At 50.6% G+C, this 25,577-nt stretch carries 22 protein-coding genes, 1 tRNA gene and 1 pseudogene; 11 read left to right on the top strand and 13 right to left on the bottom strand.

Annotated elements, in window-relative coordinates:
• Positions 1-259: 259 nt before the first annotated feature.
• Positions 260-1,246, top strand: a complete 987-nt coding sequence (locus NF212_RS06655; protein WP_434359958.1) for a cytochrome-c peroxidase — start codon at positions 260-262, stop codon at positions 1,244-1,246.
• A 41-nt stretch (positions 1,247-1,287) separates the two neighbouring features.
• Here NF212_RS06655 and NF212_RS06650 read toward each other — a convergent pair whose 3' ends face one another.
• Positions 1,288-2,331, bottom strand: coding sequence for an EAL domain-containing protein (locus NF212_RS06650; RefSeq protein ID WP_434359956.1), 1,044 nt, complete (start codon positions 2,329-2,331; stop codon positions 1,288-1,290).
• 454 nt (positions 2,332-2,785) lie between these two features.
• Here NF212_RS06650 and NF212_RS06645 point away from each other — a divergent pair, with 454 nt between their 5' ends.
• From NF212_RS06645 to NF212_RS06635, 3 genes are all read left to right on the top strand, one after another.
• Positions 2,786-4,327 carry a glutamate synthase-related protein gene (locus NF212_RS06645; RefSeq protein WP_434359954.1) on the top strand — a complete coding sequence of 514 codons (1,542 nt, stop codon included), beginning with the start codon at positions 2,786-2,788 and terminating at the stop codon, positions 4,325-4,327.
• A gap of 279 nt (positions 4,328-4,606) precedes the next feature.
• Complete coding sequence (locus NF212_RS06640; RefSeq protein ID WP_434359952.1) at positions 4,607-5,344, top strand: Tim44 domain-containing protein; 738 nt, start codon at positions 4,607-4,609, stop codon at positions 5,342-5,344.
• A 1,142-nt stretch (positions 5,345-6,486) separates the two neighbouring features.
• Positions 6,487-7,035, top strand: coding sequence for a hypothetical protein (locus NF212_RS06635; protein ID WP_434359950.1), 549 nt, complete (start codon positions 6,487-6,489; stop codon positions 7,033-7,035).
• A 135-nt stretch (positions 7,036-7,170) separates the two neighbouring features.
• On the opposite strand, the gene NF212_RS06630 is transcribed toward NF212_RS06635, so the two are convergent.
• Together NF212_RS06630 and NF212_RS06625 are read right to left on the bottom strand one after the other, a co-directional pair.
• Complete coding sequence (locus NF212_RS06630; RefSeq protein WP_434359948.1) at positions 7,171-7,488, bottom strand: HNH endonuclease; 318 nt, start codon at positions 7,486-7,488, stop codon at positions 7,171-7,173.
• 595 nt (positions 7,489-8,083) lie between these two features.
• A complete protein-coding gene (locus tag NF212_RS06625; protein WP_434359946.1) occupies positions 8,084-8,317 on the bottom strand; it encodes a hypothetical protein in 234 nt (77 codons plus the stop codon).
• Between the two features lie 223 nt (positions 8,318-8,540).
• On the opposite strand from NF212_RS06625, the gene NF212_RS06620 reads away from it, so the two are divergent.
• From NF212_RS06620 to NF212_RS06600, 5 genes and pseudogenes are all read left to right on the top strand, one after another.
• Positions 8,541-9,083: a hypothetical protein gene (locus NF212_RS06620; protein WP_434359944.1), complete on the top strand. Its 543-nt coding sequence runs from the start codon at positions 8,541-8,543 to the stop codon at positions 9,081-9,083.
• 1,220 nt (positions 9,084-10,303) lie between these two features.
• Positions 10,304-10,921: a hypothetical protein gene (locus NF212_RS06615; RefSeq protein WP_434359942.1), complete on the top strand. Its 618-nt coding sequence runs from the start codon at positions 10,304-10,306 to the stop codon at positions 10,919-10,921.
• 184 nt (positions 10,922-11,105) lie between these two features.
• Positions 11,106-11,312 (top strand): annotated as a pseudogene (locus NF212_RS06610) (cupin domain-containing protein); the annotation flags it as partial.
• A 789-nt stretch (positions 11,313-12,101) separates the two neighbouring features.
• Positions 12,102-12,395: a hypothetical protein gene (locus NF212_RS06605; protein ID WP_434359940.1), complete on the top strand. Its 294-nt coding sequence runs from the start codon at positions 12,102-12,104 to the stop codon at positions 12,393-12,395.
• Between the two features lie 72 nt (positions 12,396-12,467).
• Complete coding sequence (locus NF212_RS06600; protein WP_434359938.1) at positions 12,468-12,725, top strand: hypothetical protein; 258 nt, start codon at positions 12,468-12,470, stop codon at positions 12,723-12,725.
• A gap of 542 nt (positions 12,726-13,267) precedes the next feature.
• Here the strand turns inward: NF212_RS06600 and NF212_RS06595 are convergent.
• A tRNA-Leu gene (locus NF212_RS06595) sits at positions 13,268-13,349 on the bottom strand.
• A gap of 298 nt (positions 13,350-13,647) precedes the next feature.
• Here NF212_RS06595 and NF212_RS06590 point away from each other — a divergent pair.
• Positions 13,648-13,992: a hypothetical protein gene (locus tag NF212_RS06590; protein WP_434359936.1), complete on the top strand. Its 345-nt coding sequence runs from the start codon at positions 13,648-13,650 to the stop codon at positions 13,990-13,992.
• A gap of 70 nt (positions 13,993-14,062) precedes the next feature.
• Positions 14,063-14,320 carry a hypothetical protein gene (locus NF212_RS06585; protein ID WP_434359934.1) on the top strand — a complete coding sequence of 86 codons (258 nt, stop codon included), beginning with the start codon at positions 14,063-14,065 and terminating at the stop codon, positions 14,318-14,320.
• Between the two features lie 84 nt (positions 14,321-14,404).
• Here NF212_RS06585 and NF212_RS06580 read toward each other — a convergent pair whose 3' ends face one another.
• From NF212_RS06580 to NF212_RS06540, 9 genes are all read right to left on the bottom strand, one after another.
• Positions 14,405-16,486, bottom strand: coding sequence for a glycine-rich domain-containing protein (locus tag NF212_RS06580; protein WP_434359932.1), 2,082 nt, complete (start codon positions 16,484-16,486; stop codon positions 14,405-14,407).
• 9 nt (positions 16,487-16,495) lie between these two features.
• Positions 16,496-17,479 carry a hypothetical protein gene (locus tag NF212_RS06575; RefSeq protein WP_434359930.1) on the bottom strand — a complete coding sequence of 328 codons (984 nt, stop codon included), beginning with the start codon at positions 17,477-17,479 and terminating at the stop codon, positions 16,496-16,498.
• On the bottom strand, positions 17,476-17,904 hold the full coding sequence (locus NF212_RS06570) for a hypothetical protein (protein WP_434359928.1): 429 nt from the start codon (positions 17,902-17,904) through the stop codon (positions 17,476-17,478). Before NF212_RS06570 ends, NF212_RS06575 begins: the two co-directional genes overlap by 4 nt.
• A complete protein-coding gene (locus NF212_RS06565) occupies positions 17,904-21,761 on the bottom strand; it encodes a host specificity protein J (protein WP_434359926.1) in 3,858 nt (1,285 codons plus the stop codon). Before NF212_RS06565 ends, NF212_RS06570 begins: the two co-directional genes overlap by 1 nt.
• Entirely contained in the window at positions 21,749-22,132 is a 384-nt protein-coding gene (locus tag NF212_RS06560) for a hypothetical protein (RefSeq protein ID WP_434359924.1), read from the bottom strand. The genes NF212_RS06565 and NF212_RS06560 overlap by 13 nt, the downstream gene beginning before the upstream one ends.
• Entirely contained in the window at positions 22,132-22,608 is a 477-nt protein-coding gene (locus NF212_RS06555; protein ID WP_434359922.1) for a DUF1833 family protein, read from the bottom strand. Before NF212_RS06555 ends, NF212_RS06560 begins: the two co-directional genes overlap by 1 nt.
• A complete protein-coding gene (locus tag NF212_RS06550) occupies positions 22,608-22,961 on the bottom strand; it encodes a hypothetical protein (RefSeq protein WP_434359920.1) in 354 nt (117 codons plus the stop codon). Before NF212_RS06550 ends, NF212_RS06555 begins: the two co-directional genes overlap by 1 nt.
• Positions 22,961-24,901: a phage tail tape measure C-terminal domain-containing protein gene (locus NF212_RS06545; protein ID WP_434359918.1), complete on the bottom strand. Its 1,941-nt coding sequence runs from the start codon at positions 24,899-24,901 to the stop codon at positions 22,961-22,963. Before NF212_RS06545 ends, NF212_RS06550 begins: the two co-directional genes overlap by 1 nt.
• A gap of 378 nt (positions 24,902-25,279) precedes the next feature.
• A complete protein-coding gene (locus NF212_RS06540) occupies positions 25,280-25,573 on the bottom strand; it encodes a DUF1799 domain-containing protein (protein ID WP_197280620.1) in 294 nt (97 codons plus the stop codon).
• Positions 25,574-25,577 lie beyond the last annotated feature (4 nt).

The following is a 25,577-nucleotide window of genomic DNA, read 5'->3' as shown; positions in this document are numbered from 1 at the left end:
TATACGAGCCAGATGAAATTGATCAAAATCAATGAAAATTCAAAAGGATATTTCCTATCAAACGAGATTCCAGTCACATTGATTCCGCTAACGGTTTGATTTTTTGCTTCCCAGAATCTCTGTGCGACAGTCAATAGAAAAAAGCGATGGTACACATCGAATTTTCCCGCTTTAAATCCGCCGAATCGGCTAATTATTATCCACTCAAAATATAAGGATATTGACTGATTTATTAGCCCAAGAAGAAGGAAGCAAAGCGATGAAAAAAGCTGTTTTATTGGTAGCGGCACTTATCGCTACCCCCGCACTTGCCGAACGGCAATCCGCTGAACCCATTAAAGCCATTGAACCGGCTGAAGGACTAGATACACAGAAAGTAGAACTCGGGAAAACACTCTGGTTCGACCCTCGCCTGTCAAAGTCCGGCGCCATTTCGTGTAACAGCTGCCACAACCTTGCCCGTGGCGGCACCGACAACATGCCAAGCTCTATCGGCCACGGTTGGGAGATTGGCCCCATCAACTCCCCGACTGTCCTCAATGCAGATCTCAACATTGCCCAATTTTGGGATGGCCGGGCAGAAGATTTGGAAGCCCAGGCTGGCGGCCCGATTGAAAACCCACTCGAAATGGCCTCAAACCACGAACTGGCAGTAAAAACGCTGAACAGCATCCCTGAGTACCGCAATTTATTTAAAGCCGCTTTCGGTACGGACGCCATCAACATCACCCAGGTGACAGATGCCATTGCCGAGTTTGAAAAAAGCCTGCGCACGCCGGGCTCCCCTTTCGACAACTGGCTGAAAGGGGATGATAAAGCCCTGACAGATGATCAATTGGAAGGGTATGCCCTGTTCAAATCAAAGGGATGTATTGCCTGCCACAGCGGTCCGCTTGCCGGCGGACAGATGTTCCAGAAAATGGGTTTGATGAAACCTTACATGACCAGTAATGAGGCCATAGGACGCGCTGCTGTCACTGGCAATGACTCGGACAAGTTTGTATTCAAGGTACCGACACTGCGAAACATTGACCGCACCTACCCGTATTTCCACGACGGTTCCGTGTGGGATTTGAAAGAAGCAGTGAAAATCATGGCTGATATCCAGCTCAACTCAAAGATGACAGATACCGAAGCCGGAAAAGTTGCAGAATTTCTCAAGTCTTTAAGCGGCGAAATGCCACAAATCACTGTACCAAACCTTCCACCTTCCGGCCCAGACACACCAAAACCGGATGTTGGATAACCCAAAGCGCAAGGGCGGCCAAAGACGCTGCCCTTATCGTTTTACTCCGTTACTACATCGAACATTGCAATAACATTTCCACCAACTTCCCGCTTAGCATTGGGACAAGCTTTCCGGCAACTCATACAATTTCGTTTAATATGGGTTTCCAATAGTGTTAAAAAAGCCTGCTGGGCCTGGGGCCGGTAGTAATAAAACCCCTGAGCAATCTCAATCCCCAGGTTTTCGGCGACTTTTACCTCAGCTTCATTCTCAACACCTTCCATAACACACAGGACATTAAGCCGGTTACAAAGCGAGGAAATATTCTTTAGCCATTCCTGACCGTACTGGTCATGCAAAGACTCGACAAAGGATTTTGCCAGTTTCAGTCCATCAACCTGCGTTGCGGACCACAGCTTCAAGCTGTTCTGTCCTGTACCAAAATCATCCAGCCAAATCTTAAATCCCATATTGCGGATCCGGCGTACACCTTCTGCGATTCTGCTGACAGACAGCGACTCTTCTGTTTCGGTGAGTTCCAAAATGATGTTGTTAGATAAGTCGGTATATTGGCTGAGAATATCTTCCAGTTCATCAATATCCCATAGTTGGATAGGCTCAATATTAACCGTTACCTGAATGCCATTACTGTTGTTGTTAAGCACCATTTGAGCATCACGGAGAGCCTGTTGAGTGATGTTTTTAACCAGCCCGTGGTCACACGCTACCCTGACAACGGTTTCCGGCGAAATATAACCACCTTGATTATCAGGCATTCTCAGAAGCATCTCGCCACCAACGATTTCCCTCGTCTGGAAACACATCAATGGCTGGAAGAAAAACTGATACTCCCCTTTATCGAGACTAACTAAAATGAACTGTTCAAGGACAGATGATTTCACTCTGAGCCTGAAGATTTTCCATATTCCATAAAAATGCCGCCCCAAACAAGCAGAGGTAATCACAAAGCCAATACCCGCTAAAAACTGCATTAAGGGACTGTGTCCCGTAATTAACATAGCGAGACTTATTACCCATAAAATTTGTGTTGTTATCATTAAGTCCCACTGTGAACCCGTGCAGTGCGGTTTTTCCTTTGACATCCTTAACCTTACATAAATAAAAAACAAAAACAGGGCATGAATAAAACTGTCCATTCGAATATAAGAAATAAAATAATATTACAAAACACCAAATCACATAATAATAAATTTTTCATGTATTTTAATGCATGCATCAATGACTAAAAAGAAATATAAATAACCAATCCAGAATGACACGCAGGCAAACAAAAAACGACTGAAATAAAAGTCACAATAATTATAGGGATTGTATTGAAAGGTTTCTGACCTCAGACATGGACGCTTCTTCTCTTTATGTATGCCAAACTATCACAGTGACATTATTTGAAAAATTGCCACAATTAATAAAATTAGCCAGTCTAATAACTGAAACTTCAATGACCCTACATATCCGGCAAAGTTAACACTCAGACTGACAACAATCGATCCAACTGAGAGTTGGGCGTACAGAGCAATCGACAATGGAGATGTCACCATGAGCCACCCTATCGTAGCTGACAATAAACCTAAAAAAGTCCCCTTGAAGGAAGGTGATGAATATTACTTTTGCGCCTGTGGTCGCTCAAAGAACCAGCCTTTTTGCGACGGCTCCCACGCAGGGACTTCTTTTACCCCAAAGCAATTTAAGGCCCATGAAAGCGGTGAGGCTTACCTTTGTCAGTGCAAGCACTCAGCAAATCAGCCTTTTTGCGACGGTTCCCACAAGCAATTCAGCGCTGAGATGGTCGGCAAAGAAGGCCCCGGTGTCGTTACTTCTCCTTCAAAATCCCCTGAAGCCGCACCAACACCAGAAGAACCTACCGTTGCCTTTATACATCTACTGGCAAAAGAGGGATTGTCGAACTTTGGGCATCACGGCCCAATGACGTCCATGGGCGTTCCCCGTAACCAACTCCCCCACTGGGACGACCTGCAAGTCATGGTTGCTCAGATGGCCAGCAAACCGTTGACGGAAGACACAGCGGTTTCAACAAAACTCATTGTTGGGCCCGAAGCCAGGAAACCATTGGAACTTGAAATTCCATTGTTTGTTTCGGATATGAGTTTCGGAGCCCTTTCCGAAGAAGCCAAAATCGCACTTTCACGCGGCGCCGAACTGGCAGGAACTGGAATCTGCTCAGGTGAAGGTGGGATGTTGCCGGAAGAACAGGCTGAAAATTCACGCTATTTCTATGAACTTGCGAGTGCCGAATTTGGATACCAGGAGTCACTGTTAACCCAAGTGCAGGCATTCCACTTCAAAGGTGGACAGGGTGCAAAAACCGGCACCGGGGGACACCTCCCAGGTGCAAAGAACCGAGGCAAAATCTCTCAGGTTCGAGGTATTCCCGAAGGTCAGGCCGCCATCTCGCCCCCAACTTTCAGGGATCTCTCATCCGTTGCTGATTTTCGCCGGTTTGCAGATCGGGTTCGGGAAGTGTCCGGCGGAATACCTATAGGTTTTAAACTCAGCGCCAATCATATTGAAGAAGATATTCAGTTTGCCCTCGACGCAAGTGCGGATTACATCATTCTTGATGGCCGGGGTGGCGGCACAGGTGCCGCGCCGGAAATATTCCGTGACCATATCAGTGTGCCTACCATCCCGGCTCTCGCCCGCGCCCGTCGGTACCTGGATCAACAAGGTGCCAGCGGCCGGGTCACGTTGATAATCACCGGGGGACTGCGCGTCCCCATCGACTTTGTTAAAGCCCTGGCGCTGGGAGCTGACGGTATAGCCCTCTCTAACAGCGCCATGCAAGCCATTGGCTGTGTGGCGGCCCGGATGTGTAACTCCAATAACTGCCCTGCCGGGATAGCCACCCAAAAACCTGAGCTTCGACAACGTCTGGATATCGACACGTCTGCTGTACGACTCAAAAACTTCTTTGAGTCATCAGTAAGCTTGATGAGTGTTATGGCAAGGGCCTGCGGCCACCACTCTCTCAGTGAATTCAACCCCAAAGATCTGGCCACCTGGCATCATGACATGGCAAGGCTCAGCGGGGTTAAGTATTCAGGATTTTCGGATAATTAAAGGAACGTCTTTTCCCTGTGTTAAACCGCTTCATTAAATGGACTAACACAGGGAAATAATTCCAATCAACTTTAATGAAATTTTCAGTGACCACTAATAAGTAAATTGCTCTTACTAATATATCTTCTCTACCTCTGTGATGGCGTCAGAATCAATATAAACCTTGTCTGAAATATGATACAACTCCCCTCCCGCTAAAATGTTAGAACAAAACATATTCAACCCATTGATTTATATTATCAAAGCTTAATATTTCACTTAACACATTAAGGAAGAGATATGCACCATAAATATTATTCTCTGGCTGCCGTCGCCATAATGGTGTTGCTGGTTTTCTCTGAGCCCGCATTGGCTGGCCCAGGGGGTAAAATTGCCAGCGCAGCATTTGAGACATTTTGGGGCCGGGTTATCCTTGGTATTTTAACCGTCATATTTCTCCCTCTCATTGCTTATATGATGTTACGCGAGAAACTGGCAGAGCGGAGAACCAGAAAAGATCTCAGGTTTATGGCTTCCCACAGTTCAAAGTTTGAATGGCTTAAAATCCAGGAAAGAGCAAAAGACTGTTTTCTGCGTGTTCATTCCGGGTGGGAGGAAGAAGATCTTTCTGGCGTGTCACAATGGATGACAGACTGGTATTGGCAAAATCAACAGCTCGTTCATCTCAACAAGTGGCAGAGAGATGGATTGAAAAACGTATGCGATGTGAAAAAAATCACCAATATCAAGCCACTTCTGTTTGTTCACCGAAATCAAGGTGAAGAGCACGAAGACTCTATCGTTGTTATTTCAATAGAAGCAAATATGAAAGATTACCTTGAGGAGCGTGCTTCCGGAAAAATCATGGAGGGGAGCAAACGATACAAGAGTGTTGAAACCATCTGGTCATTTACTATGGATAACGGCCAGTGGAAAGTCTCGGATATTGAAGAAGGCAGTATGTCACTTGCTTACGCAAAACTCACCAAGGATCTGCCAGACATCGAGACAACCGTCGTATCTGATTTGAGAGCCTAAATCGGCATGAAAGGCCATCTTTCAGTTGTGACTTTAATTGGCTGATTGGCGTTATTCTGATTTTCATGGTATTACCCTACGGCAGTCGTATTGGCGATGTTCAAACAGTGTCAGGGTCATGAATGGGGCTTTCTCATTAAGTCAGGTTTAACCGGCCCATTACTTACAGAAAAAAGCCCGGCGATATAAGTCGGGCAAACGGTGAAAACAAAGTGAACACAAAACACCACAAAAGGAGTAATAGATAGCAGGAGATGACAATCCGTCTATACATACTTCGTTCTTAGACACTAACCATCCTAGCTACCCTCAAAACGTTTGCCTCACTAAAAGGTCATTTGAGACACTTTGAGACACACTTATGGCGGGCTATGGGATCAACCTCATAATCCTCAAGTTTAATATGGGCAATGCTGCTTAAGTGGCACGCAAATTACGCAGCCTATCGAGCTTACTGTTGATAGCCCTGATGTCCCTGTTAGTTCAATTGCAGGTTTGCCCGCACGGATCAAATCCGGTTGCACAGTCCGGATTGCTTAAACCATTGGAGTTGAATTCGACTATTCCCCAGATAATTTCATATTCAGTGACAACTCACTTCTCTACATCGATTTTGGATGTAACACCTACGATGAAAAGTGGGTTCTCGGTATTTTGGGCAGTATTATTGGGTAATTCGAATGGTTTGGAAGCGTAAAAACAGACTTAAAACCAGGCTTTTATGCAATGTGCGCAAATCACATCCACGTCATTCTACGCACGCTCTAACCGGTAAAAAAAACCGGCACTTTCGCACCGGATTAAACTTTACATAACGGAAAGTGTGACGTATTCCATAGGTCCGAATCTATTGTTTTGTAGGGCATCCCCATACCCGATATCGATTCAATTGTTATAGTATAACATAACAATTTCTTTATCAATCACTCCTCCCTCTAAGCCTGTCAACGCTCCGTTATGCGCAGTTTTGTTTATCTTAGAAATGCAACTTATCGCATTGACACTCAATGAGTTCAAACCGTTTGAACGAACTATTTGGGGCAATGACTGACCGAAGTTTCAAGTTAACAGATTAAAACATGCTATGGTGGTATTCAGTGAATCAGGTACTCCACTGATAATCATTGAGGGATGAAGAGAGTATGCGTACGCCATCAAGGTTCACCTTAAAACATGCTCAAGAAAGAGCCAGTTTTTGTACATATCTTTCAGTATGCGTACTTTTATTCGCTCTTGGATGGATGACTTACAGCGAACCCGCGATATTATTATTATCACCTATCATTTTAACGCTGGGAATAATAGACTCAAAGAAAAGAAAGCGCCATTTTACAAAGCTATTAGCAAATCGTTGTGGTGAATCACTTTGCACTTTTTCCAGAAGTTTTGATCACAAGTCAATCGATACACTGATAATTCTCACAGTCTACGAAGAACTGCAAAATCAAGTCGACTCTTTTACTGCTGACTTTCCTATTATGCCATCTGATGACGTATTTAGAGATCTTCTAATTGACGATGAAGACTTTGAAATTGAAATAATAGAAAAGATAGCCAGACTCACAGGCAGGTCATTAGAAAGACCAGAGAAAAATCCATATTATACTAACCTTAATGTAGTTCGGAACTTGGTTTACTTCTTTAACAACCAGCCAATTATAAATAAGAGTAATGAACCTTTGACGAGATAAACAGTATTAGTCTTAGGATCAGCAGCAATCGAACCAAGAAAGAGAAAAGGCACGGGTTAAAACCGGGAACTAATATTTGATACCCGGATACCAAAATTTGGTATCCGGTCTATCGGTTATGTCTGAAGGTATGGTCTAGGTGTCAGGCTTGAGTTTGCGTACAGCTCTTTTCGCTGTATCGAAAGCAGTTTTCTGTTTATGGCATTGTCTACACAGCGCTTGCAGATTTGCCCTGTCATCCGTTCCCTCATCTTCTAAAGGGATAATGTGATCGACTTCCCTGGCTTGTGTGGTTCTCCCCTCTGTCAGGCAATGGCGGCAAAGCGGCTCTTCCAACAGGATCAACTTACGGATACGCATCCACCGATCACCACGTGTACGGTTAGCTTTTTGTTTATCTTCCTTTTTAGAAGCTTTACGTTTTCCAAGAGTACGAGGTTTTAACGGTTTCATAGGCAAAAAAAGCCCCGGGGCTGTCACCCCCACCGGGGCAAAGGCTCATTATTTTGAGTCGAACGAAAAACTCGGAACATCTCGAATCAGTGTCCGAGTACTTAGATGCTAGGTGCTACTAACATGTTTGTTAATAAATAGAGCGAATATACACTTGTTTCATTTTGATAATGAGATATTCATTTAATAAACAATGTGTTATGTTTATCAAATGAATGCATGTGGTTACGGCCTGGTTGATTCTTTGTTTGAATTCCTTGACAATAAATAACCAATCCTTCTGATTTCAGGCAAAAAAAAACCGGCGTCAGATAACGCCGGAGCAAATAGTTGCTATGTCATAATATGGACAACAGGCACTAGGGTTGCTGCTGTACAGTGAGGCCAAAATCAGGTTGAGACGCAACTCAATCTGTCCCCCTTGCCTCCCCGTGACAATATAACGTAACAAAATATTTCGAGCACACTGATTTGGTCATTATTCAACCAGGTATGTGCGCACCTTTATAAGCCTTATTTTTGAGACAAACTGAACGATTATTCTGGCACCATGAATGCTTATTCTGTCGCCCTGAGTGCTTCATCTTGGATTTGACTAATTGAGAGTTGGGATTTTCCACTGTAAAAAAACAATCCGTGGCAGGTGGAAGTGCGGGCCGTCCAATAAAGGCTTTATGCCCTGAATTTTCTTGCGTTCAATATAGGCAGTCGGCGCGGCATACAAATCGTCCACGCCGTTAATCATCTGCCAATGAGAGCAAAACAAATTTAGTTTTTCTCGTCGTATCCACTCCACCCAGTCATGGTGATAGTGTTGTAGTTCAGACATAACAAGATCCTGAAGACACGTTTAACAAATTGAGTGCTTTACGCATAAACTTTCAAAGTCTCCATCTGCCACGCCCTCTACTTGTTTGGCAGCAGGAACCTTACGAAGCTCCTCTCCCTCCACATCTTGGAGTACTCACCCAAAGCCATATGGAAGTTCATAGCATGTCTGTTTACACTGGCTTCAATCAAATTGTTAACTAATTGATAAATAGGATAATGTAATGAAAAAAGCTGTCACCTTTATATCCCTAATGCTCCTATCAGGATGTGCTGAAATGTCGAAACTTAAAATCAGCGATGATGGGCGTTATATATTTCAAAATTCCTCACTATCTGTTGAAGCCCCAAAAGAATGTATTCTCGACATGTTTGTCTACGGCACAGAATCATCGGTTACATTTACTACAGGTCGCGGTTATTGGATGGCTTCTGGAGTGTATGCATTGCATAACTTTAGGCTGCCAAATGATGTAAGTGACACGGATGACTTCCATGTTGAAAGTGAGAAAGTTTATAAAAAGGTAGTGAAAGACAACAATCGTACAATTATTGAAACGAAGACTCTCAATATAAGTGGTCAAGATGCATATCAAGGTGTATCAACAGATAATAATGAAGATTATCAAGTTCACACTCATATCTATATGCCGAACAAAAGTATAGCTCTAGCTGTATTAAAGTATCCTCTTAAAAATCTCGAAGGCAAAGATACCGAAATCCCTTGGAATTGTTATAACAGATTCATTAACTCAATATCTTTTTAATTATCAGTCCGCCAGCACCACTATTCGTTACTATTACAGTTTTCAAAGTGTCGTAAATACAATGAATTAATGAGGCATTGGGTGGTTTGATATACACTTTTCGTCGCAATGTTAGTATCAGGGAAGAGCATGAACGTTGACTATTCAAAATACAGTCCTAAATCTCTAATTGAGGCACTATCATCTATTGATCGAGATGCTTATCCGAGAATTATAAGAACCTAATTTCGGAGATCTCTTCACGTCGAGAGGAAGTTGAGTCGTATGAAGCTTACCTAGAAAAAAAGAAGGCGAAGAGATGGGAGGCATATTTTTCCACAATAGGTTACTGCCAGCTATTAACCAGTATTTTCGCGATCGTAGGCTGCATACTATATCTGTCCAATCAATCATTCTTTGCGGCAGGTATTGCTTTTGGTGTAGCCACATTAAATGGGATTGCCGGTTATTCAATAGCGAAGAGACATAGAAAGTACTATTGGCTTTCGTACTTTAATCAAGGGCTACAGGTTTTTTCATTAGGAATTAGCAACATTTACTTTAACTACTATGGTTTGGGCGGTATTTTCCTGAATTATGATTGGATTTCCCCTGCTCACAAATGGCTACAAGCAAGCTTCACCCTTGGAGGGAATATTGTATCCTTCTCGCTGAGCACCGAACCACGCGGATTTGTTCAATTGGATCTCTTGGCGATATTCTACCTCTTAGTCATCCATACAATCATGTCCAGGCAAGCAGTTAACAGGATAATCAATGGGACCACACAGGGGACTGTATGAAATATAGTAATTTGTTAAGTAAAGTACCTCAGTTGTCATGACGTACTTATTGGTCTGCCTGACTGTGATAGGCGTGTATCTTTGGCAATATGAGAAGCGATCCAACGAAGTAGAGCGTTTCTCTATTTTCCCTCTTGCTTTTTCCTTTTGTGGGCTTCAAACCACTACAGGGTCAACAATCTTAGCCTTGGTTTATGCTGCACTCACGATTTTTTGCATTGTACTTTTGTTTGCTGACTAAGACCTGCCCACAATGTTTTCAAAACAAGACTATGGACGAAGTGCTTTGACAAGGAAACCGTTATTCAACGTGTTGGCGACATAACGAGTTTATGCAAGTTTCAATATTTGGATATGCGCCTGCAATAATGACATCAGAAAAGGAGGAGCCCACTTCCCCATACCTTGAATCGCTCATCCAGAGTCATATGGACGCCCATGACATGTCTGTTTACACTAGCTTCATTCGAGGAAATTGAAATATTGCAGGACACTTGCAAAGCTGAGTTTGGGTGCGGGATGACTCGGGCAGAATTCTTTAAAACAATGCATCACACCATTGGACGCTGGTACTCCGTTTATTTAGCGGTGAGTCTTGGTCTACTGGCTTTCTTGCGCATCACCGACAATGAAGAGTCCATAAAACTCGCTATTCTATTGTTTCTGACTGTAGTTCCCGGTCTGCTATACATGCTTGTTGCATCACAAAACAGGATGTACAACCTCCACAGGTACGTTAACAGGGATGTTAAGCCTTACAAAGCCCCAAGCATTTTTAGCCTGAGACTGATCCCTTACAGCATGGTTGTAGCAATGGTTTCTCTTGTTCCACCCGCTATTGTAACGTCCATATTCTTCGATTTGAGCAGTCAGGTTCCCAAACATACGTTATTAATCAACATATCTGTCGAGATGAACATGTTAGTCTTGTGGTTTATTTGGGTGGTGAACCCGTGCATCAAAAAGTATGTTGTTAAAAATGCTACTGCGAAGGTCGATAGTATTCTCAGGGTTGACTCTTCAAATGAAATCAAAAAACAGGAAATGGGTGGTTGAGTAGGTGTCGGTAATCGAGACGTCGTATCTTAAAGGAAATCACATGGAAGTCGTGTTAAAGGACAGCGTTGAGCATTATCGCTGGAGTGAGAATTGCGAGGGTTGGCATTTGGCAAAATCCGAAACCCTGAGCGTGATTCAAGAACGTGTCCCACCGGGTTAGTGCGAGGTCTTACACTTCCACCAAAAGTCAGTTCAGTTTTTCTATGTATTAAGTGGCGTGGCTAAGATTGAGGTGGAGATACAAGTTCATACTGTACATCCAGGGCAAGGTTTGCATGTACCTCCTAACGCCACACATCAATTGCGAAATGAAAGTAACACAGATTTAGTTTTTCTCGTCGTATCTACTCCTCCCAGTCATGATGATCGCGTTGGAGTTCAGCCATAACAAGGTCATGAAGTCACGCTCAACAAATGGAGGACTTCACACATTCCCTTTCAGAAGCCTCCATCGCCCCCACCCTCTCCTCATCCGACAGCAACACCACTTCGCCACATTCGCAGCAGCAAAGCCCGGCGAACGTACAAAAAGCAATCAGGTTGGTCCCGTTTAGGATTCCCCCAACATTTTCCCAGTTTAGGCGGTTTTTGTTTTCATTTGACTCGGTGACGACAGGCGGAAATTTGCTTAGAAATATGGATAGGCGGGATTTGGCTTGAAAATCTATTTTCTGAACCATTTTCTGAGAATGGCACCACGCACAAAAAAGGCCACTTTAAAAAGTGGCCTTAATTACTTGAATTTTAATGGTGCCCCGAGCCGGACTTGAACCGGCACAACGCGAACGTCGAGGGATTTAAATCCTTAATCTAAAAGCTTTTATTTCATATATTTATATCACTTTTTCATAATAAGAGCCATTTGTGGCACCTAATAGAATCAGATAGTTACCTATCTATAATTTCGAATATTCGGAAGATAATTGTAAATGATACAAGACAATTAAGATGTCAGCAGAGCTCAAATATCATCGATACACATATGGTTGCATTTGCGCGCATGTGCCCAGCAAAAAAAAGATTCCAAATATCAGGTTCACAGATTAAAACATGCTATCGTGGTATTCAGTGAATCAAGTAGCCATCTGAAAACCATCACCATTGCTGAAAGTTAATACGAGAATATGAAATGAATTTTATAAATGATAACTTTTCCCTCATCATTATGGTAATCATCATGGCCATATTCATTTTCAAAATATTTAAGAATGGTGGAATTAAAGGGGCCATAATTGGTTCGAAGGTTCGAGAAAAAGTAGGAGTGGTAACAGGTACAGGATCGAGCCTCATGAATGTTTCGCTTAAAGTCCATGAACTATATGGTTCCGAAGAAAAAACAGTAGCCCTGGAATTGGTAGCAAAATCCTTTCTTAGCTATCAGATGATGTCAATCACATTGAGCAATACTGAAGCTAAAAAGCTTATTCAACTAATAAGTGATGCAACAGATGATAGGACAAGTCTGCACTAATAGCAGGGCATGAGAAAATCACTAACAACCTATTATTAGTTAATTTTTATCTGAACCAAAGTTGGGTCGAGCATGGATATTGATGATTTGGTTGTATATGTCCTTGGTGGCATTCTCAGAACGGTAAAATATGTTATTATCGACTTCATACTCTTCAGTATTCTTTTCTGGTATGGCTGTACTATTCTATTGATTGTCACACTAGGGCAATATCCAAGAGGGCAACAAAGAGTGGAACATAGAAATATTCTCAGTTTCTTTGGAGTCTTTTCTTTCTCTGCTACGGTAGTGATTTGGCAGATTGTAAACTCAGCAATTATTAATCAATAGCCTCTAAAAAATAACATCCATAAACTTGGAATAGATTTCATGGGAGAAGTTCCGTAATAGCAAAATTCATCGCTCCCCTCTGAATCAGATTGGCGTGACAATGACCACACCTTGGGCACCGTAGCCGGCGACAACAGTGCTGCTGCCTCCCCCGAAGCCATGACCACCTGGGGCGCCACCGTGTTGACACCGGCATTGCCCCCATCGGTACCTCCCGACGCGCCACCACCACCGCTGTTACCCCCGCCGCGGTTACCTCCGCGAATGTACCCATTTTTACCTGCAACGGTCGTTTTGTCGTTATTGATTTAGGAACACCACGGTTGAGATCAATTAACTTCTGGAAAAGTAAAGGGAGTTAATTTCTGGCAAGAGGGAATAAGGAGAGGACCGCCAAAGTGCAGATCCAGCATAGAGGATATATGAAAATTTAAGCAAATTTGCGTTTACTCAATCTTTCCATTTCCGGAAATTAAATTCGGAAATCGCACATAAACAAAAAAGGCCACCCTTTCGGGTAGCCTTAAATGCTTGAATTTTAATGGTGCCCCGAGCCGGACTTGAACCGGCACAACGCGAACGTCGAGGGATTTTAAATCCGTAATATAAAACCTTTTATTTCATATGTTTATGCCGATTTTTCATAATAGAAGCCATTTGGAGCACCTAATAGAATCAGATAGTTACCTACCTATGATTTCGAATATTCGGAAGATAATTGTAAATGATACAAGACAATTAAGATGTCAGCAGAGCTCAAATATCATTGATACACATATGGTTGCATTATCGCGCATGTGCCGAGCAAAAAAGAGTCCAAATATCAGGTTCACAGATTAAAACATGCTATCGTGGTATTCAGTGAATCAAGTAGCCATCTGAAAACCATCACCATTGCTGAAAGTTAAGACGAGAATATGAAATGGATTTTATAAATGATAATTTTTCCCACATCATTATGGTAATCATCATAGCCATATTCATTTTCAAAATATTAAAGAATGGTGGAATTAAAGGGGCCATGTTTGGTTCGAAGGTTCGAGAAAAAGTAGGAGTGGTAACAGGTACAGGATCGAGCCTCATGAATGTTTCGCTTAAAGTCCATGAACTATATGGTTCCGAAGACAAAACAGTAGCCCTGGAATTGGTAGCAAAATCCTTTCTTAGCTATCAGATGATGTCAATCACATTGAGCAATACTGAAGCTAAAAAGCTTATTCAACTAATAAGTGATGCAACAGATGACAGGACAAGTCTGCACCAATAGCAGGGCATGATAAAATCACGAACAACCTATTTATTAATTAATTTTCATCTGAACTAAAGTTGGGGTGAGCATGGATATTGATGATTTAGTTGTATATGTCCTTGGTGGCATTCTCAGAACAGTAAAATATTTCATTATCGACTTCATACTCTTCAGTATTCTTTTCTGGTATGGCTGTACTATTCTATTGATTCTCACACTAGGGCAATATCCAAGCGGGCAACAAAGAGTGGAACATAGAAATATTCTCAGTTTCTTTGGAGTCTTTTCTTTCTCTGCTACGGTAGTGATTTGGCAGATTGTAAACTCAGCAATTATTAATCAATAGCCTCTAAAAAATAACATCCATAAACCAGGAATAGATTTCATGGGAGAAGTTCCGTAATAGCAAATTCCATCACCCCCTCCTTAATCATATAGGCGTGACAATGACCACACCTTGGGCACCGTAGCCGGCGACACCGGTGCTGCTGCCTCCCCCGCCGCCGCCACCTCCATATCCGCCACCCGCTCCACCATGAAAGGCAGCACCGACGAAATAGGCATTCCCGGCGGGTTTACCGTTATATACCGCCAACTGGCTGTGGCCTCCCGCCCCGTAAGGGTACCGGCGACCATTTTCAAGTCCAGAGCCACCGCCACCACCCCCGAAGCCATGACCACCTGGGGCGCCACCGTGATTGACACCGGCATTGCCCCCATCAGTACCTCCCGACGCGCCACCGCCACCGCTGTTACCCCCGCCGCGGTTTCCGCCACTGCCACCTGGGTGGTAAAGCGCATCTGCTAGCGGTGTAGTGGTATTGCCACCCATACCTGGCAATTCAAGCTGGCCTCCCTGCCCACCCAAGGCGGTATAGGTCTGCGTCCCATCACTGAATGACGAAGCAGAGCCGTCTCCCCCGATGGTTTCCACTGCTGCGGTACCACCACTGCCGACAGTGATGGGGTAATTGCCCACCTCAAGAGACTTGACCAGCTCTATGACTTCGCCCCCGCCGCCTCCGTAACCACCAATAGCGTTAGAGCCGCCCGCACCACCGCCACCCACAACGGTTATCCGAAACTTACCCGCCTTGGTGACAGTGACATTGCCACTCACTTCAAAAATCCGTACCCGGTTATCTGCCAGCCAGGGTATCCCGCCGGACACCTCACCCAGAGACGTTCCCCCTCCGGTACCTGCCGCATCAAGCGCGGCCTGGAGCCCGGTGACATCTGCAATTGCCGGCTTGTTGGTGCCGGAGAACTTGGCGGCAAGGGCTAACGCCAGCCCCGACACCTCATTAATCTCAGGGGGGTGGGTTGGCGAAAATGCCCCGGCTACCGCCTGACTCAGATTGTTCAACGCGGTGTTGAGGCCAGTGACATCCCCCACCCCTGGCGCATTATCCGGAGAATATTTTGCAGCCAGTGCAGTCGTGATGTTATTCAGGGCAAGGGTGAGTCCATCCACATCGGCAACTGCCGGCGGGTTGGCAGTTGAATACTTGGCATCCAGAGTGGTCTGAAGTTGACTGACCTGGCTGATATCCGGCAGATTGGTGGGAGAGAACGCGTCGTTTACCGCCGTCGATAAGGCAGACAGTTGGGTGTTCAGTCCCGTGACATTTGCTACCGCCGGCGGGTTAGTGTCGGAGTATTTCCCGGCAAGCTGGCTGGAAAGGTTGTTAAGGGCGGTCACCAGTCCAGTGACATCTGCCATGGCAGGTGCGTTTGTCGCAGAGTATTTACTGTCCAGAGTGGTCTGGAGCAAGCTGATACTGGCAATTGAGGGTGCATTGGAGGGCGAATACGCCTGGTTAATGGCGCTTGTCAGTTGGGAGAGCTGCGTGGTCAGTCCGCTCACCTCGGAAACCGCAGGCAGGTTGGTTGCGGAGAACTTTGCATCAAGCGCCGCCTGTAACCCGGCAACCTCGCCAATGGTGGATGCCCCGCCACTGTTGCCCGTAGCCCGGTTAAACGGCAAGACCTGTATCCAGTCACTTTCCCCGGCAGGTACAGACAGGGTCACCGCGGTGCCATCGTTTGCGGTGAACGCACTGCCCGGAAGGACGATGCCGTTTTGAAGCACCAGAATTTGTCCCGGCGTGTACGCCAGCACCCTGCCCAGGGTATCTGAGCCAGTGAACGCCGTTTGCCCGGCTGTGGCGATGTATTCAAACGCTGGGCTAATCACCCCGACACCGCCGGTATCCCGGACATCCAGGGTGTGAAGCTCTGCACTCGGCAAGTCCGGCACGGAGATGGTCATCACTTCCCGGATGCCGCTGCCGGTGCTTATCACCACCCGGTAGTGGGTATGTGCGTTATTGGGCCACAGGGTAAGTTCAGCAATACCGCTCTCGTTGGTTGTTGCTGACACAAACTGCGGGACCATCACCCCCTGGACATAGACTTTGTCACTGAGCTCTGCCGATACCCGGGCACCGGATACCGGCAAGCCATCCGGAGATAACACCGTCGCACTCACCCGGCAGGTTGGTATGCTCATCTTGCCTCCTTATCCCAGTGCTGTAATCGGGCCCTGAAGCGTACCCCGTTCAATGAAAGTGACATTGCCGCCGATGATGTGTATGGACGCACCGGAGAATCCACCCCATTTACCGGGGAAGCCGTTGACACCAATGAGGCCATCGCCACCATCTGCGCCCCAGTTGCCTCCGTCACCACCACGCCCCCCTCGACCGGTGCCCGCAGGGCCTTCCTGTCCCGGCTCACCCGCCAGTTGGGTCTGACCATAGCCACGTCCGCGTCCGCCACTGCCCCCGATGCCACCCAACAGTTGGCGGTAGACACCGTATTCTGAATGGAACACCCCACTGCCGTTCGCGTGCCACCCACCGCGGGTGTATAACATGCCGCTGATGGTCACGCTCCCGTAGGTCAGAGGCCCCCGGTAGACTTCTGTCCCGCCCCACAACACCACCTGGATATCATTGCCTTCCAGCCACTTCCAGTTAGGGTCGTAATACCACCCTGAGCCAGGCTCCCGGGCACCGCCGCCGGTTCCCCCGCGACCACCGCCTCCGCCGCCACCACGGATGGTACCCGTGTTATAGAGGGAGAAATCACCATTGACGGTAAGTGCCGCGCCGCCGTGGCCTCCATTGGAGACACCACCGAGACCCTGTACTTCCCCGGCATTGTCAATGCGAAGGCTGCCCTGCCGACCTGCCGCCGCTGTAATGGGGCCAACCACCACTCCCGCAGGCACAACCAGCCGCTTGGGCACGTTATCCGCCCAGGCAGCACCAAAGACGGCATGTAACGACAAGGACGGCGCATCTGTCACCACCTCCACCGCCTCATTGACCCCACCATAAAAATCCGTCAGCCGCACGGGCCCGGTGGTTGGAATACCCGTGTTGTTATCGGGCACCAATCCCCCGCCCCGGTAAAACTCGGTCAGCCGGTGTGGCGGCGTGTCCTCAAACTCCATCCCGATATCTTCCAGGGAAATCGGGCCACTTAAGGGCAACGTCATTGCAGGTTACTCCGCATGCCTTCGGCATCGCCTTTGAGGGTGAGGTTACCGCTGCTGTCGAGCTTGAATATCAGCACCCCGTTGTGGGTGATATGGAGCACGCCCCCAACCTCAGAAACCGTGAACGCCCCGAAGGTACCGGTATTGTCGAGTGCTTCCTGAAGGCCCGGGACATCACTGATACCTGACGGTTTGATTTCACTGGAGTTGAAAATCTCCACCTCCGTCCCGTTTGCCTGGCGCTCAAGCAGCCGGACATGCTTGTTTTGCAGTTTGACCAGGCGTTTCATGCCTGCCTGAAGACCGGTCATGCCGGAATAGTCCAGCCCCCATAGCCTTACGATGTGCCCTTTGAGGGTTTGCAGGACCTCGGTGGCGTAATCGCTGTCAAGGCCCGGTTGGTTTAAGTCGTTAAGGTCTGCCATCAATAGCCTCCCAAGAGGATGGATACATCACCGCCGGTGCGCTGCCCGTTCTGGTCCCATGCCTGGATACGGACCACAGGTTGCGCGCCGGCGTCATCAATAATGACGTTGGTCCTGGCAATGTTCGGGCTGTTTTGCGGGGTGACCACGGCGCTGACAATATCCAGCCAGGTCTTAGACGGGGTAAACACCGTGCCATTGGTGTCTGCCTGGTTCAGGGCCAGACGCCCGGTTTCAGTTTTGTCTTCGGTACGAACCGCCACATTCAATGCGTCTACGCGCAAAAGGTCATCGCCCCCCGATCCGTTGGCAGACGCCGTCACCCTGACCCGCCGGACATTCGCAGCTTGAACCTCAAGCGCACCCGGTGGTGCCTGCCGCCAGGTGGCATCATCACCTTGCCAGGCGATATCAATGCGGATATCCAGGCTGCCGGCAACCAGCGTCTGGGACGGGATGACGGACAGCGTCGCTGCAGGCAGGAGTTTGCCAAGGTCATGCTCGTGGACCACCTGCCCGCTGCTTTCGCCGGGCATGATGTATTTCGGGAACCCGGCATTGACCTGGGCCTGGATGTTTTGCCAGCCCCTGCCGGTAAAATGCTGCTGCCAGGTCTCACCACCTTTAACGGGTAACAGTACCCCGGTTCCGCTTTGGAGCGCGTGGGTCAGTAACGCCCCGTCGAGGGCACTGTATGCGGCTGCCAGGGAGTAATTTGCAGGCAGTGACACCACCACATCGATGCTGCGGACAGGGCCAGCATTGCCCGCCACATCCGTTGCCCAGACAAAGACCCGGTAGTTTCCCGCCGTACTGAATATCACCACTTCCGAGCGCGAATCCGCCCCGGCTTTGCCGTAAAACGTGGCGCTTTGTGGTGTGCTTCCCTGTCCGCCAATGCTGATGGAGTAGCTTTTGATAGGCTGGTCGGTGAACGCATCTTCCCAGCCAAGGGCCAGGGCGTTTGCCTGGAGATCGGCACGCACAATGTTGACCTCAGACGGGGCCAGGACCACTTTTTCAAGCCTCGTGGCCTCAACACCCGGCAGGGACACATTCCAGTGACGGGCCCAGAACACATGGCTCCCGGCAGAAAGCCAGCCCAACAGGTGGGTGCGGCTGCGTTTTTCGGTCACCAGGGTTGCGGTTGAAAAATCGTTGCCCTTACGGACCTCGGTTTTCAGGTAATCCGGATCCGGGCAGTCCTCCCAGCGAAGCAGCACCCCGTTATTGACCACCTCCGCCTCGAAGCCGAACACAGGGCTCGCCGGCAGCGGCGCGTCCAAAATGGTAAAGGTCAGTGTACTTGGCGGAGTCAGGCTGCCGTTTGACAGGGTGGCAACCACAGAGGCCTGGTATTCACCCGCCGGGCAATCGAACTGAAGCTCCGGCAGATCGGCGGTGAGGGTTTGCCAAAGGCTGCCCGCCCGTCGCCAGCGCAGCTGGTAACTGACTGCGCCCAGCACCGGCAGCCAGGTTGCCAGACCGACAGGTATACGCTGCCCTTCCCGCGTGTACCGCTGACTCTCAGCCACCGAGAACCCGGCAACGGCGGTGACCGGTCCCATCCCTAGATCCAGGTGAGTGGACTGGTACCCCGGATGGTAGATATACGGCAGTGTCTCTGCCTCAAAGTAAGCCTCCAGGTAATCCATGGCGACAAAACGCAAGGTGTTGTCATCCAGTGCCTGGACATCGGTGACCTTCACCAGCCGTCCCGGTGAGGTCGCCGGATCGTAGAACCACATCCAGTCACAGGCTGGGAACACACCGTCATCCGGAACAGGCAACGGATCTTCCCCTGCCCCGGCAACAATCGCATCCAGAGGTGTCACCACCCGCCCGTCCAGTGAAGCCACGCGGTAGGTTTTATAACGCCCGTCCGGGAAGCGCAGCCCCAGGTAGGCATCGCTGCCTGCCGGGACGTCCGCATCCAGCTCTACACGGGTTTGCGAACCAGACACCAGCCTGCCTGAGTGGGACCAGCCCACCATGTCATGACTGAGGCGCACTACATCGCCCTTACCAACCACAAGCCCCTCCCGGTCGGTTTCCCAACTGGTCCGGCGCCGCAGGTACAATTGCGCTGCTGCCATCAGGGAGGCTTCCCGCCCCGCCTGGTCTTTGTCCGTACAGCCGGTGAAATCAATGGTCACCGGGTTGTCCGGCTCGGTAATGCCCCCGACACGGGCACGTACGCTGTCGGGTTGCCAGTTGAGATCTTTGTTGAGGAAATTCACCACCACTTCATCGGCAAGTTTGCCGGAGAGGTATTCCACCTTAAAGCTGCCGGCTTTGATGTTGGCAGGCCCGAACACTGCAGACGGGCTCAGGCTATCGTCATCCCAAATGACCCCGTAACGTCCGGTTTGCCAGGTCGGCTCGCCCCGTCCTGCCCGGGCAATGAGCACAGCGATGTCGCGGATGGTGGCAGCGCGGTCAACCAGCATATTCACCGTCAGGTTTTTGCGCTCGCACCAGGCACCGAATGCCTTGATGCTGTCCACGTCAATCCGGCTGTCCGGCAACCCTGCGCCATAAAGGCGTTTACCCAGGCTGTCCCGTTTCCCACGGTACCACCACAACAGCCACCAAGCTGGGTTGGAAGTTTGCCGTTCAACCCAGACTATGCCGTTCCAGGCGGGGATACTGTCCGCCGCCACCAGGTTGAACGCATCCAGGGCGCCGGACAGTTGACCGGAGGCACGGACAGACAACCCCACCCGTCGCTGTCCGGTATAGTTTGCGTTGTCCGGCTGGAATGCCCGCAATGCCACCCAGGAAAACTTGCGCTGTCCGCGGGTGGTGCTTTTGTCCTCACTGGTTTTGCGTACCCAGACCTCAAAGGTACCCGGTCCGGTCACCCCCATCAGGGTATGGGTGAAACGGACCGTGTTCACCCCGTCACCGGTCAGCCAGTAGTTGCCGGTAGACTGGTAGGTTTTGCTCCCGTCTGCCTCAACTTTGTAGACCTCCACATCAAAGTACATGGTCCGGTTGAGCGCCGCGCCCCGGTCATCGGTATCAAATGCCGTTCCCTGGATGTCTATCTGGAGTTTTACCGTATTCGGTGCGGTTGAGCGGACCACCCAGCCGTCAGACTTTTTGATTTCCACCCCGGGGACCGTATCGACATTGCCAAACAGCTCAGGCAGTTTCCCTTCGGTATCGTTGTAATGCACCTGCAAATGGTTAAACCCGCCCGCCGGTGCATTGCCGATGCGAAGGTCAGACAGGGCAAGCTCCGGCTGAAGCCCTAAATGAAACGTCTGGTACAGGTACTGCTCTTGCTGGTCAAAAATCGTGTAAGGCTGGCTGCCAAGGTCGGGATGGATCCGCATCCTGCCAATGACCAGGGGAAGCGGTTCGAATTTACGGGTCCGGTTTCGGGTACCGCTTAACAGGTACCGGTCTTTGGTTTCGTTGGTCACCGCACTGAACGAGGGCACACCGGGTACCGGGGTCAGGGCATTGACCAGCAGGCTGGTCCCCACCACCACTGCCGCGGTGATAAGCGAGGAGGCGACAACCCCAAACCCTGCTGCTGCCAGCACAGGCGGCAGGAAAACAGACACGGCAATCACCGCAATCGCCCCAACCACCTGCGCCACGGTCTTGCCTTTGACCGCTGCGCGGATCACCACCTGGTCCCCCTGGCTCAGGCAAACCGCCCGCCAGTCCCCTTCAACCCGGACATCATTGCGATACACCACCACCGGCACGGCATCCGTCACCGTTATCCCTGCCCGTATCAGGTACTCCCCCAGGGTTTCCCCGGGAATGTACGGCAAGGTCACTTGTTCGCGCCCATCCAGGGACACGGGGTTCGGCAGGTGGGAAAGGGCTACCTTTTCCATCGGTAGTACCCCGCTATCCCGCCACCCGGACAGTGTTCAAGCCGGCTCATACGCTCGCGCACCACCCCCATCCCCTTTAGGTTATGAAGACAGTGCCATTCGCCGTTAATGTGTGCGGCAACACCGATATGCGCCGCATAGCCGCGGTGGTAAAGCAGCACCGGCTCGCCATCAGACGGGGTACCAACCTTTTCCGCAAAGCTCGTTTCAAGCGCACGTATCTCGGATTCGAGCCGGTCTGGCCTCGAGGCATGGGCAGGAAATTCCAAACACAAACCAAACCGGTCCCAGGCCACATCCCGGGCTAAGTCCCCGCAGTCGTAGGTGTCAGAGTCATAGCGGCGCCCGACATAGGCATCAGACCAATGCATCAGAACAGTCCCGGCGACGTTTCCGGTGTGTAATACACCGTGACCGCCGCTTTGTTGAGAAAGTCCTCGTAACCGAGCACCAACTCGGCAACCTGCTGGTCCACCCGCGCCTGCATCACATCAAGGTCAGTTTGCCACTCCACATGGTCTGGGTGGCTGCGCATCACCTGGAGGATCCGGCAAAAGCCCCCTTCAAGCCCCCGGGTATTGTCGATAGCTTCCGTCAGTACCCTGCCCACATTATCAAGGACAAGCCTTGCCTGCGGCGCACGCCCCTCCCCTTCTTCAGGCAGGCTCACCTCCACAGGAAGCGCCGTGTAGAGATCCCCCTGGTGAACCAGGTCATCGGTGTCCGCAACCAACCTTGCGGGCTCGCTAAAACTGGCGTGGTGGATTTCAATCAGCACCGGCATCGGATCGGCTGCACTGACTGCATTGAGGTTGGTCTTGGCAGCCTTGCTATAGTTTCTTGGCATCACAGTCCTCCGAGCGATTCGATGTCACTTTGCGCTTCCCATACATCCCTGTTCACCGCGCGCCATGCCAGGGACGCGGTCACAAACCGGGCGGTTTCCGTGCCGCCCCTCAGCGGGTCTGGGTAGGTGAACCACTCCGCCCCGCCATTGAGCTCCGTGTCCCACCACCTATCAAACGCCAGCTTGTCGGCAAGTGACAGGACAACCAGTTTGACGTGCCGGGTACGGATGGCCCGGGAGTAACGGGGGCGCTGCTTGGCAATGCCCCCATCCATATCGGTGCGGATAACGCCCCGGTCCAGGGTCTCCCCATAGTCAAAGGCAAGGCGTACATAGGGTGGCAACAACGGCATCACCGTCCTCCGGCAAGGGCATGTTTAAGCGGACCACCCCGGCGGATGTCTTCCAACACCACATCCACCACATAGCGCCGCGCTGTCTGGTCATAACGCGCCGTGCCCGGGGAGGCATTGACCGGGGCGCTGCTGTTATTGATCACATTGACCTCCACATTGACCCCACCACCTTCATTTCGCACACCGAGCCTGCCCTGCGCATCCCGGGCAAGGGGCATGATGGCCTCAGGTCCGGCTTCGCCCATCAGGCCCGCGCCGTTTTTCATGGGGAACACCGTGGGTCTGTCCACAATGCCGCCATTGGCAAAGGGCTGTACTGTCCCACCGGCAAAGACATTGCCGTTGGCATTGGCGGTGAGCCCAAGTGATCCGGCAAGCGGGGCGATAATACGGCGGGCAATTGCCAGCCTCACCAAATCTGCCAGCATACTGGCAACAAGGGATTTGAAATCCGCTTTCCCGGTGGTGACAAAGCGGGTCAGGGCGTCCGTGGCGCCATCGAGGCCGGCGGTAATCGCCTCTTTGACTTGCCTGCCGGTCTGGCTGGCGGCGTCTGCCCACTCAGCAAACCCGGCGCGGGCACCCCGGAAAAAGTCGGTGTCTGTGGCACTTGCGAGGGTATTCTGTGCTTTCACCGCCTGGGCATAACTCTCAGCCAGACGCTCAATCTCGGCAGCCAGTTTTGGGGTGTCTTTCAGTTGGGCTTGTTGCGCGGCGCTTAGCAGCTGCGTCCGGGCTTCCACCTTGGCAGCGGCATAGCCGAGCCGGTCAACCAGGGGATTGAGTGTTGCCTGCTCCCGGATCGCAATCCGGGTTTGTGCCGTTTGACGGGCAATGGCGTTGGCAGCTTGCTCGAAGGCATTACCTGCATCCGTTGCCGCCTTGTCGGTGTCTTTCCCCCAACTGAGCGCATCCTGGGCAAGGCGTCTGAGTTTGGTGGAGGCGAGGCTCGCCCCACTGCTGACGCTGTCAGAAAACGTCCCGAGGTAGTCGGCGGACAGCGCCGCTTTCAGTGCGTTGCCCACGTCAGCCGCAAGGGCGCTGACCTGGGTTTTCTGGTCCTCAAGCCCGAGCAGCCCCACCAAATCCAGTGGCGGGATGTCCGGGATGGACAGGGCGTGCCCAAGCGATTCGGACAGGGCATTGACCTCCCGGATAAGGCGGTTAAAGCCGGCGACATAGAAAGTGAGGATACGCTCCACCCCTTTTGCCACCACGGCAGCGGTGAGGCGCATCACCCCGGAAAATGAGCCCGGCAGGCGCTCCCAGGTCAGCATCACCGAATGGAACGCCCCGACATAGAGCCCCACCACCCGGTTGGCCCCGGTTTTCGCCGCCCCGACGATGTCCACACCGAGCACCCGGGTGATGTCGTCACGGAACACCACCAGGGCCGAGCCGGCTAGCGCGAGCCCCGCAATGATGGCAGTTGCCGGGTTGGCAAGCACCCATGCAGCCGCATTGGCAAGCAGCGCCTTGGTCACCGCCCCCACACCTACCACCAGGGATTTGAGCCCACCCAGTATGGCGGGGGCATACATCAGCGCCAGCCCGCCTGCGGCAGCCGTCGCCGCCGGCGCAATGGTCTCGATGTGATCCGCCACAAAGCCGAGCACCGCAGACGCTGTGCGTCCCCAGTCCACCACCTGGAGCCCCTTGGCAGCCAGGGCAACCAGCCCGATGGTGGCAATGGAGAGTGGTGATATCAGCGAGGCAAACGCCCCGCCCAGTTGTTTCAGGGCCCCGCCGGCACCCTGCCCGCCGAGGGCGGCAGATATCTGGGTACCTTGTTGGAGGGCAATCTGGAGCGGGTTTTGTGCCAGGGCAGCGGTGACCGCCACGTCCTGGAACTGGGCAGCCAGGTTCGCCACATTGGCAGATGCCTGACCGCTGCTTTGGGTCAGCCGCCGCTGGGACGCCGTGACCCGTTTTTCCACCGCCTCGAGCTCCGCCAGCGATCCGCGCAGCTTTTTCAGGTCCGCCCCTCGCACCCGGGCATATTCGCGGAAGTACGCCGCCGAGCCCCGGGCAGCCCCGGAGGCGGTTTCGGCAAGCTCACGCTGGAATGCCGTGGTCTGGCGTTTGATTGACGACAGCAGCGAACGGTTTGCCGCTGCCACTGCCTTGCCCGATTTCGCGGCGCCCTGGGCGATGCCGCTGTCCATGCCGTCACCGGCTTGTTTCCCGGCACGTTTAACCGCATCCGCCATGGAGCCGGCATCGTGTTTGATTTCCTCAAACCCCTGTTTGGCACCGGAGGCATCGACTTCGGATTCAATCCGGACTTTCCGGTTGGTCATGTCGGTCTCTCCTTCTCAAACAGCATTTTTCGCAAACACATCGAGCGCGGCGCTTTCCAGCAAACGGATATCGGCAAAAAGGGCGTCCCAGTCCCCGCCGGACCTGTCCAGCAGGGCAAAAACCACGTTGTAATCAAGCCCGGCAATGCCACCCGGCCCCATACGCCATTGCGTCGTGACCTGGCAAAAGAGCGCAAACGCCTGCCAGTTTTCAGGCCAGAGGGCATACCCATCCGGTCCAAAATCTTCCGGCGTCAGGCCAAGGGCGGCGAGCTCGGCGGTGTTGTCCGGCGCATACAGGGCGTCCACCGCC

Origin of the sequence: Parasalinivibrio latis (assembly GCF_036825535.1) — a bacterium.
GTDB classification, from domain to species: domain Bacteria; phylum Pseudomonadota; class Gammaproteobacteria; order Enterobacterales; family Vibrionaceae; genus Parasalinivibrio; species Parasalinivibrio latis.
Note: the sequence above shows the minus strand (reverse complement) of the source record. Positions and strands in the feature narration are given on the sequence as shown.

Excerpts from the sequence above, each read along its gene's own strand:
- NF212_RS06565 (WP_434359926.1), bottom strand. The coding sequence starts at position 21,761 with ATGGAAAAGGTAGCCCTTTCCCACCTGCCGAACCCCGTGTCCCTGGAT.
- NF212_RS06645 (WP_434359954.1), top strand. The coding sequence starts at position 2,786 with ATGAGCCACCCTATCGTAGCTGACAATAAACCTAAAAAAGTCCCCTTG.
- NF212_RS06590 (WP_434359936.1), top strand. The coding sequence starts at position 13,648 with ATGGATTTTATAAATGATAATTTTTCCCACATCATTATGGTAATCATC.
- NF212_RS06580 (WP_434359932.1), bottom strand. The coding sequence starts at position 16,486 with ATGAGCATACCAACCTGCCGGGTGAGTGCGACGGTGTTATCTCCGGAT.
- NF212_RS06635 (WP_434359950.1), top strand. The coding sequence starts at position 6,487 with ATGCGTACGCCATCAAGGTTCACCTTAAAACATGCTCAAGAAAGAGCC.
- NF212_RS06620 (WP_434359944.1), top strand. The coding sequence starts at position 8,541 with ATGAAAAAAGCTGTCACCTTTATATCCCTAATGCTCCTATCAGGATGT.
- NF212_RS06630 (WP_434359948.1), bottom strand. The coding sequence starts at position 7,488 with ATGAAACCGTTAAAACCTCGTACTCTTGGAAAACGTAAAGCTTCTAAA.
- NF212_RS06570 (WP_434359928.1), bottom strand. The coding sequence starts at position 17,904 with ATGGCAGACCTTAACGACTTAAACCAACCGGGCCTTGACAGCGATTAC.
- NF212_RS06575 (WP_434359930.1), bottom strand. The coding sequence starts at position 17,479 with ATGACGTTGCCCTTAAGTGGCCCGATTTCCCTGGAAGATATCGGGATG.
- NF212_RS06550 (WP_434359920.1), bottom strand. The coding sequence starts at position 22,961 with ATGCCGTTGTTGCCACCCTATGTACGCCTTGCCTTTGACTATGGGGAG.
- NF212_RS06560 (WP_434359924.1), bottom strand. The coding sequence starts at position 22,132 with ATGCATTGGTCTGATGCCTATGTCGGGCGCCGCTATGACTCTGACACC.
- NF212_RS06640 (WP_434359952.1), top strand. The coding sequence starts at position 4,607 with ATGCACCATAAATATTATTCTCTGGCTGCCGTCGCCATAATGGTGTTG.
- NF212_RS06600 (WP_434359938.1), top strand. The coding sequence starts at position 12,468 with ATGGATATTGATGATTTGGTTGTATATGTCCTTGGTGGCATTCTCAGA.
- NF212_RS06555 (WP_434359922.1), bottom strand. The coding sequence starts at position 22,608 with ATGCCAAGAAACTATAGCAAGGCTGCCAAGACCAACCTCAATGCAGTC.
- NF212_RS06655 (WP_434359958.1), top strand. The coding sequence starts at position 260 with ATGAAAAAAGCTGTTTTATTGGTAGCGGCACTTATCGCTACCCCCGCA.
- NF212_RS06585 (WP_434359934.1), top strand. The coding sequence starts at position 14,063 with ATGGATATTGATGATTTAGTTGTATATGTCCTTGGTGGCATTCTCAGA.
- NF212_RS06650 (WP_434359956.1), bottom strand. The coding sequence starts at position 2,331 with ATGTCAAAGGAAAAACCGCACTGCACGGGTTCACAGTGGGACTTAATG.
- NF212_RS06605 (WP_434359940.1), top strand. The coding sequence starts at position 12,102 with ATGGCCATATTCATTTTCAAAATATTTAAGAATGGTGGAATTAAAGGG.
- NF212_RS06615 (WP_434359942.1), top strand. The coding sequence starts at position 10,304 with ATGACATGTCTGTTTACACTAGCTTCATTCGAGGAAATTGAAATATTG.
- NF212_RS06625 (WP_434359946.1), bottom strand. The coding sequence starts at position 8,317 with ATGTCTGAACTACAACACTATCACCATGACTGGGTGGAGTGGATACGA.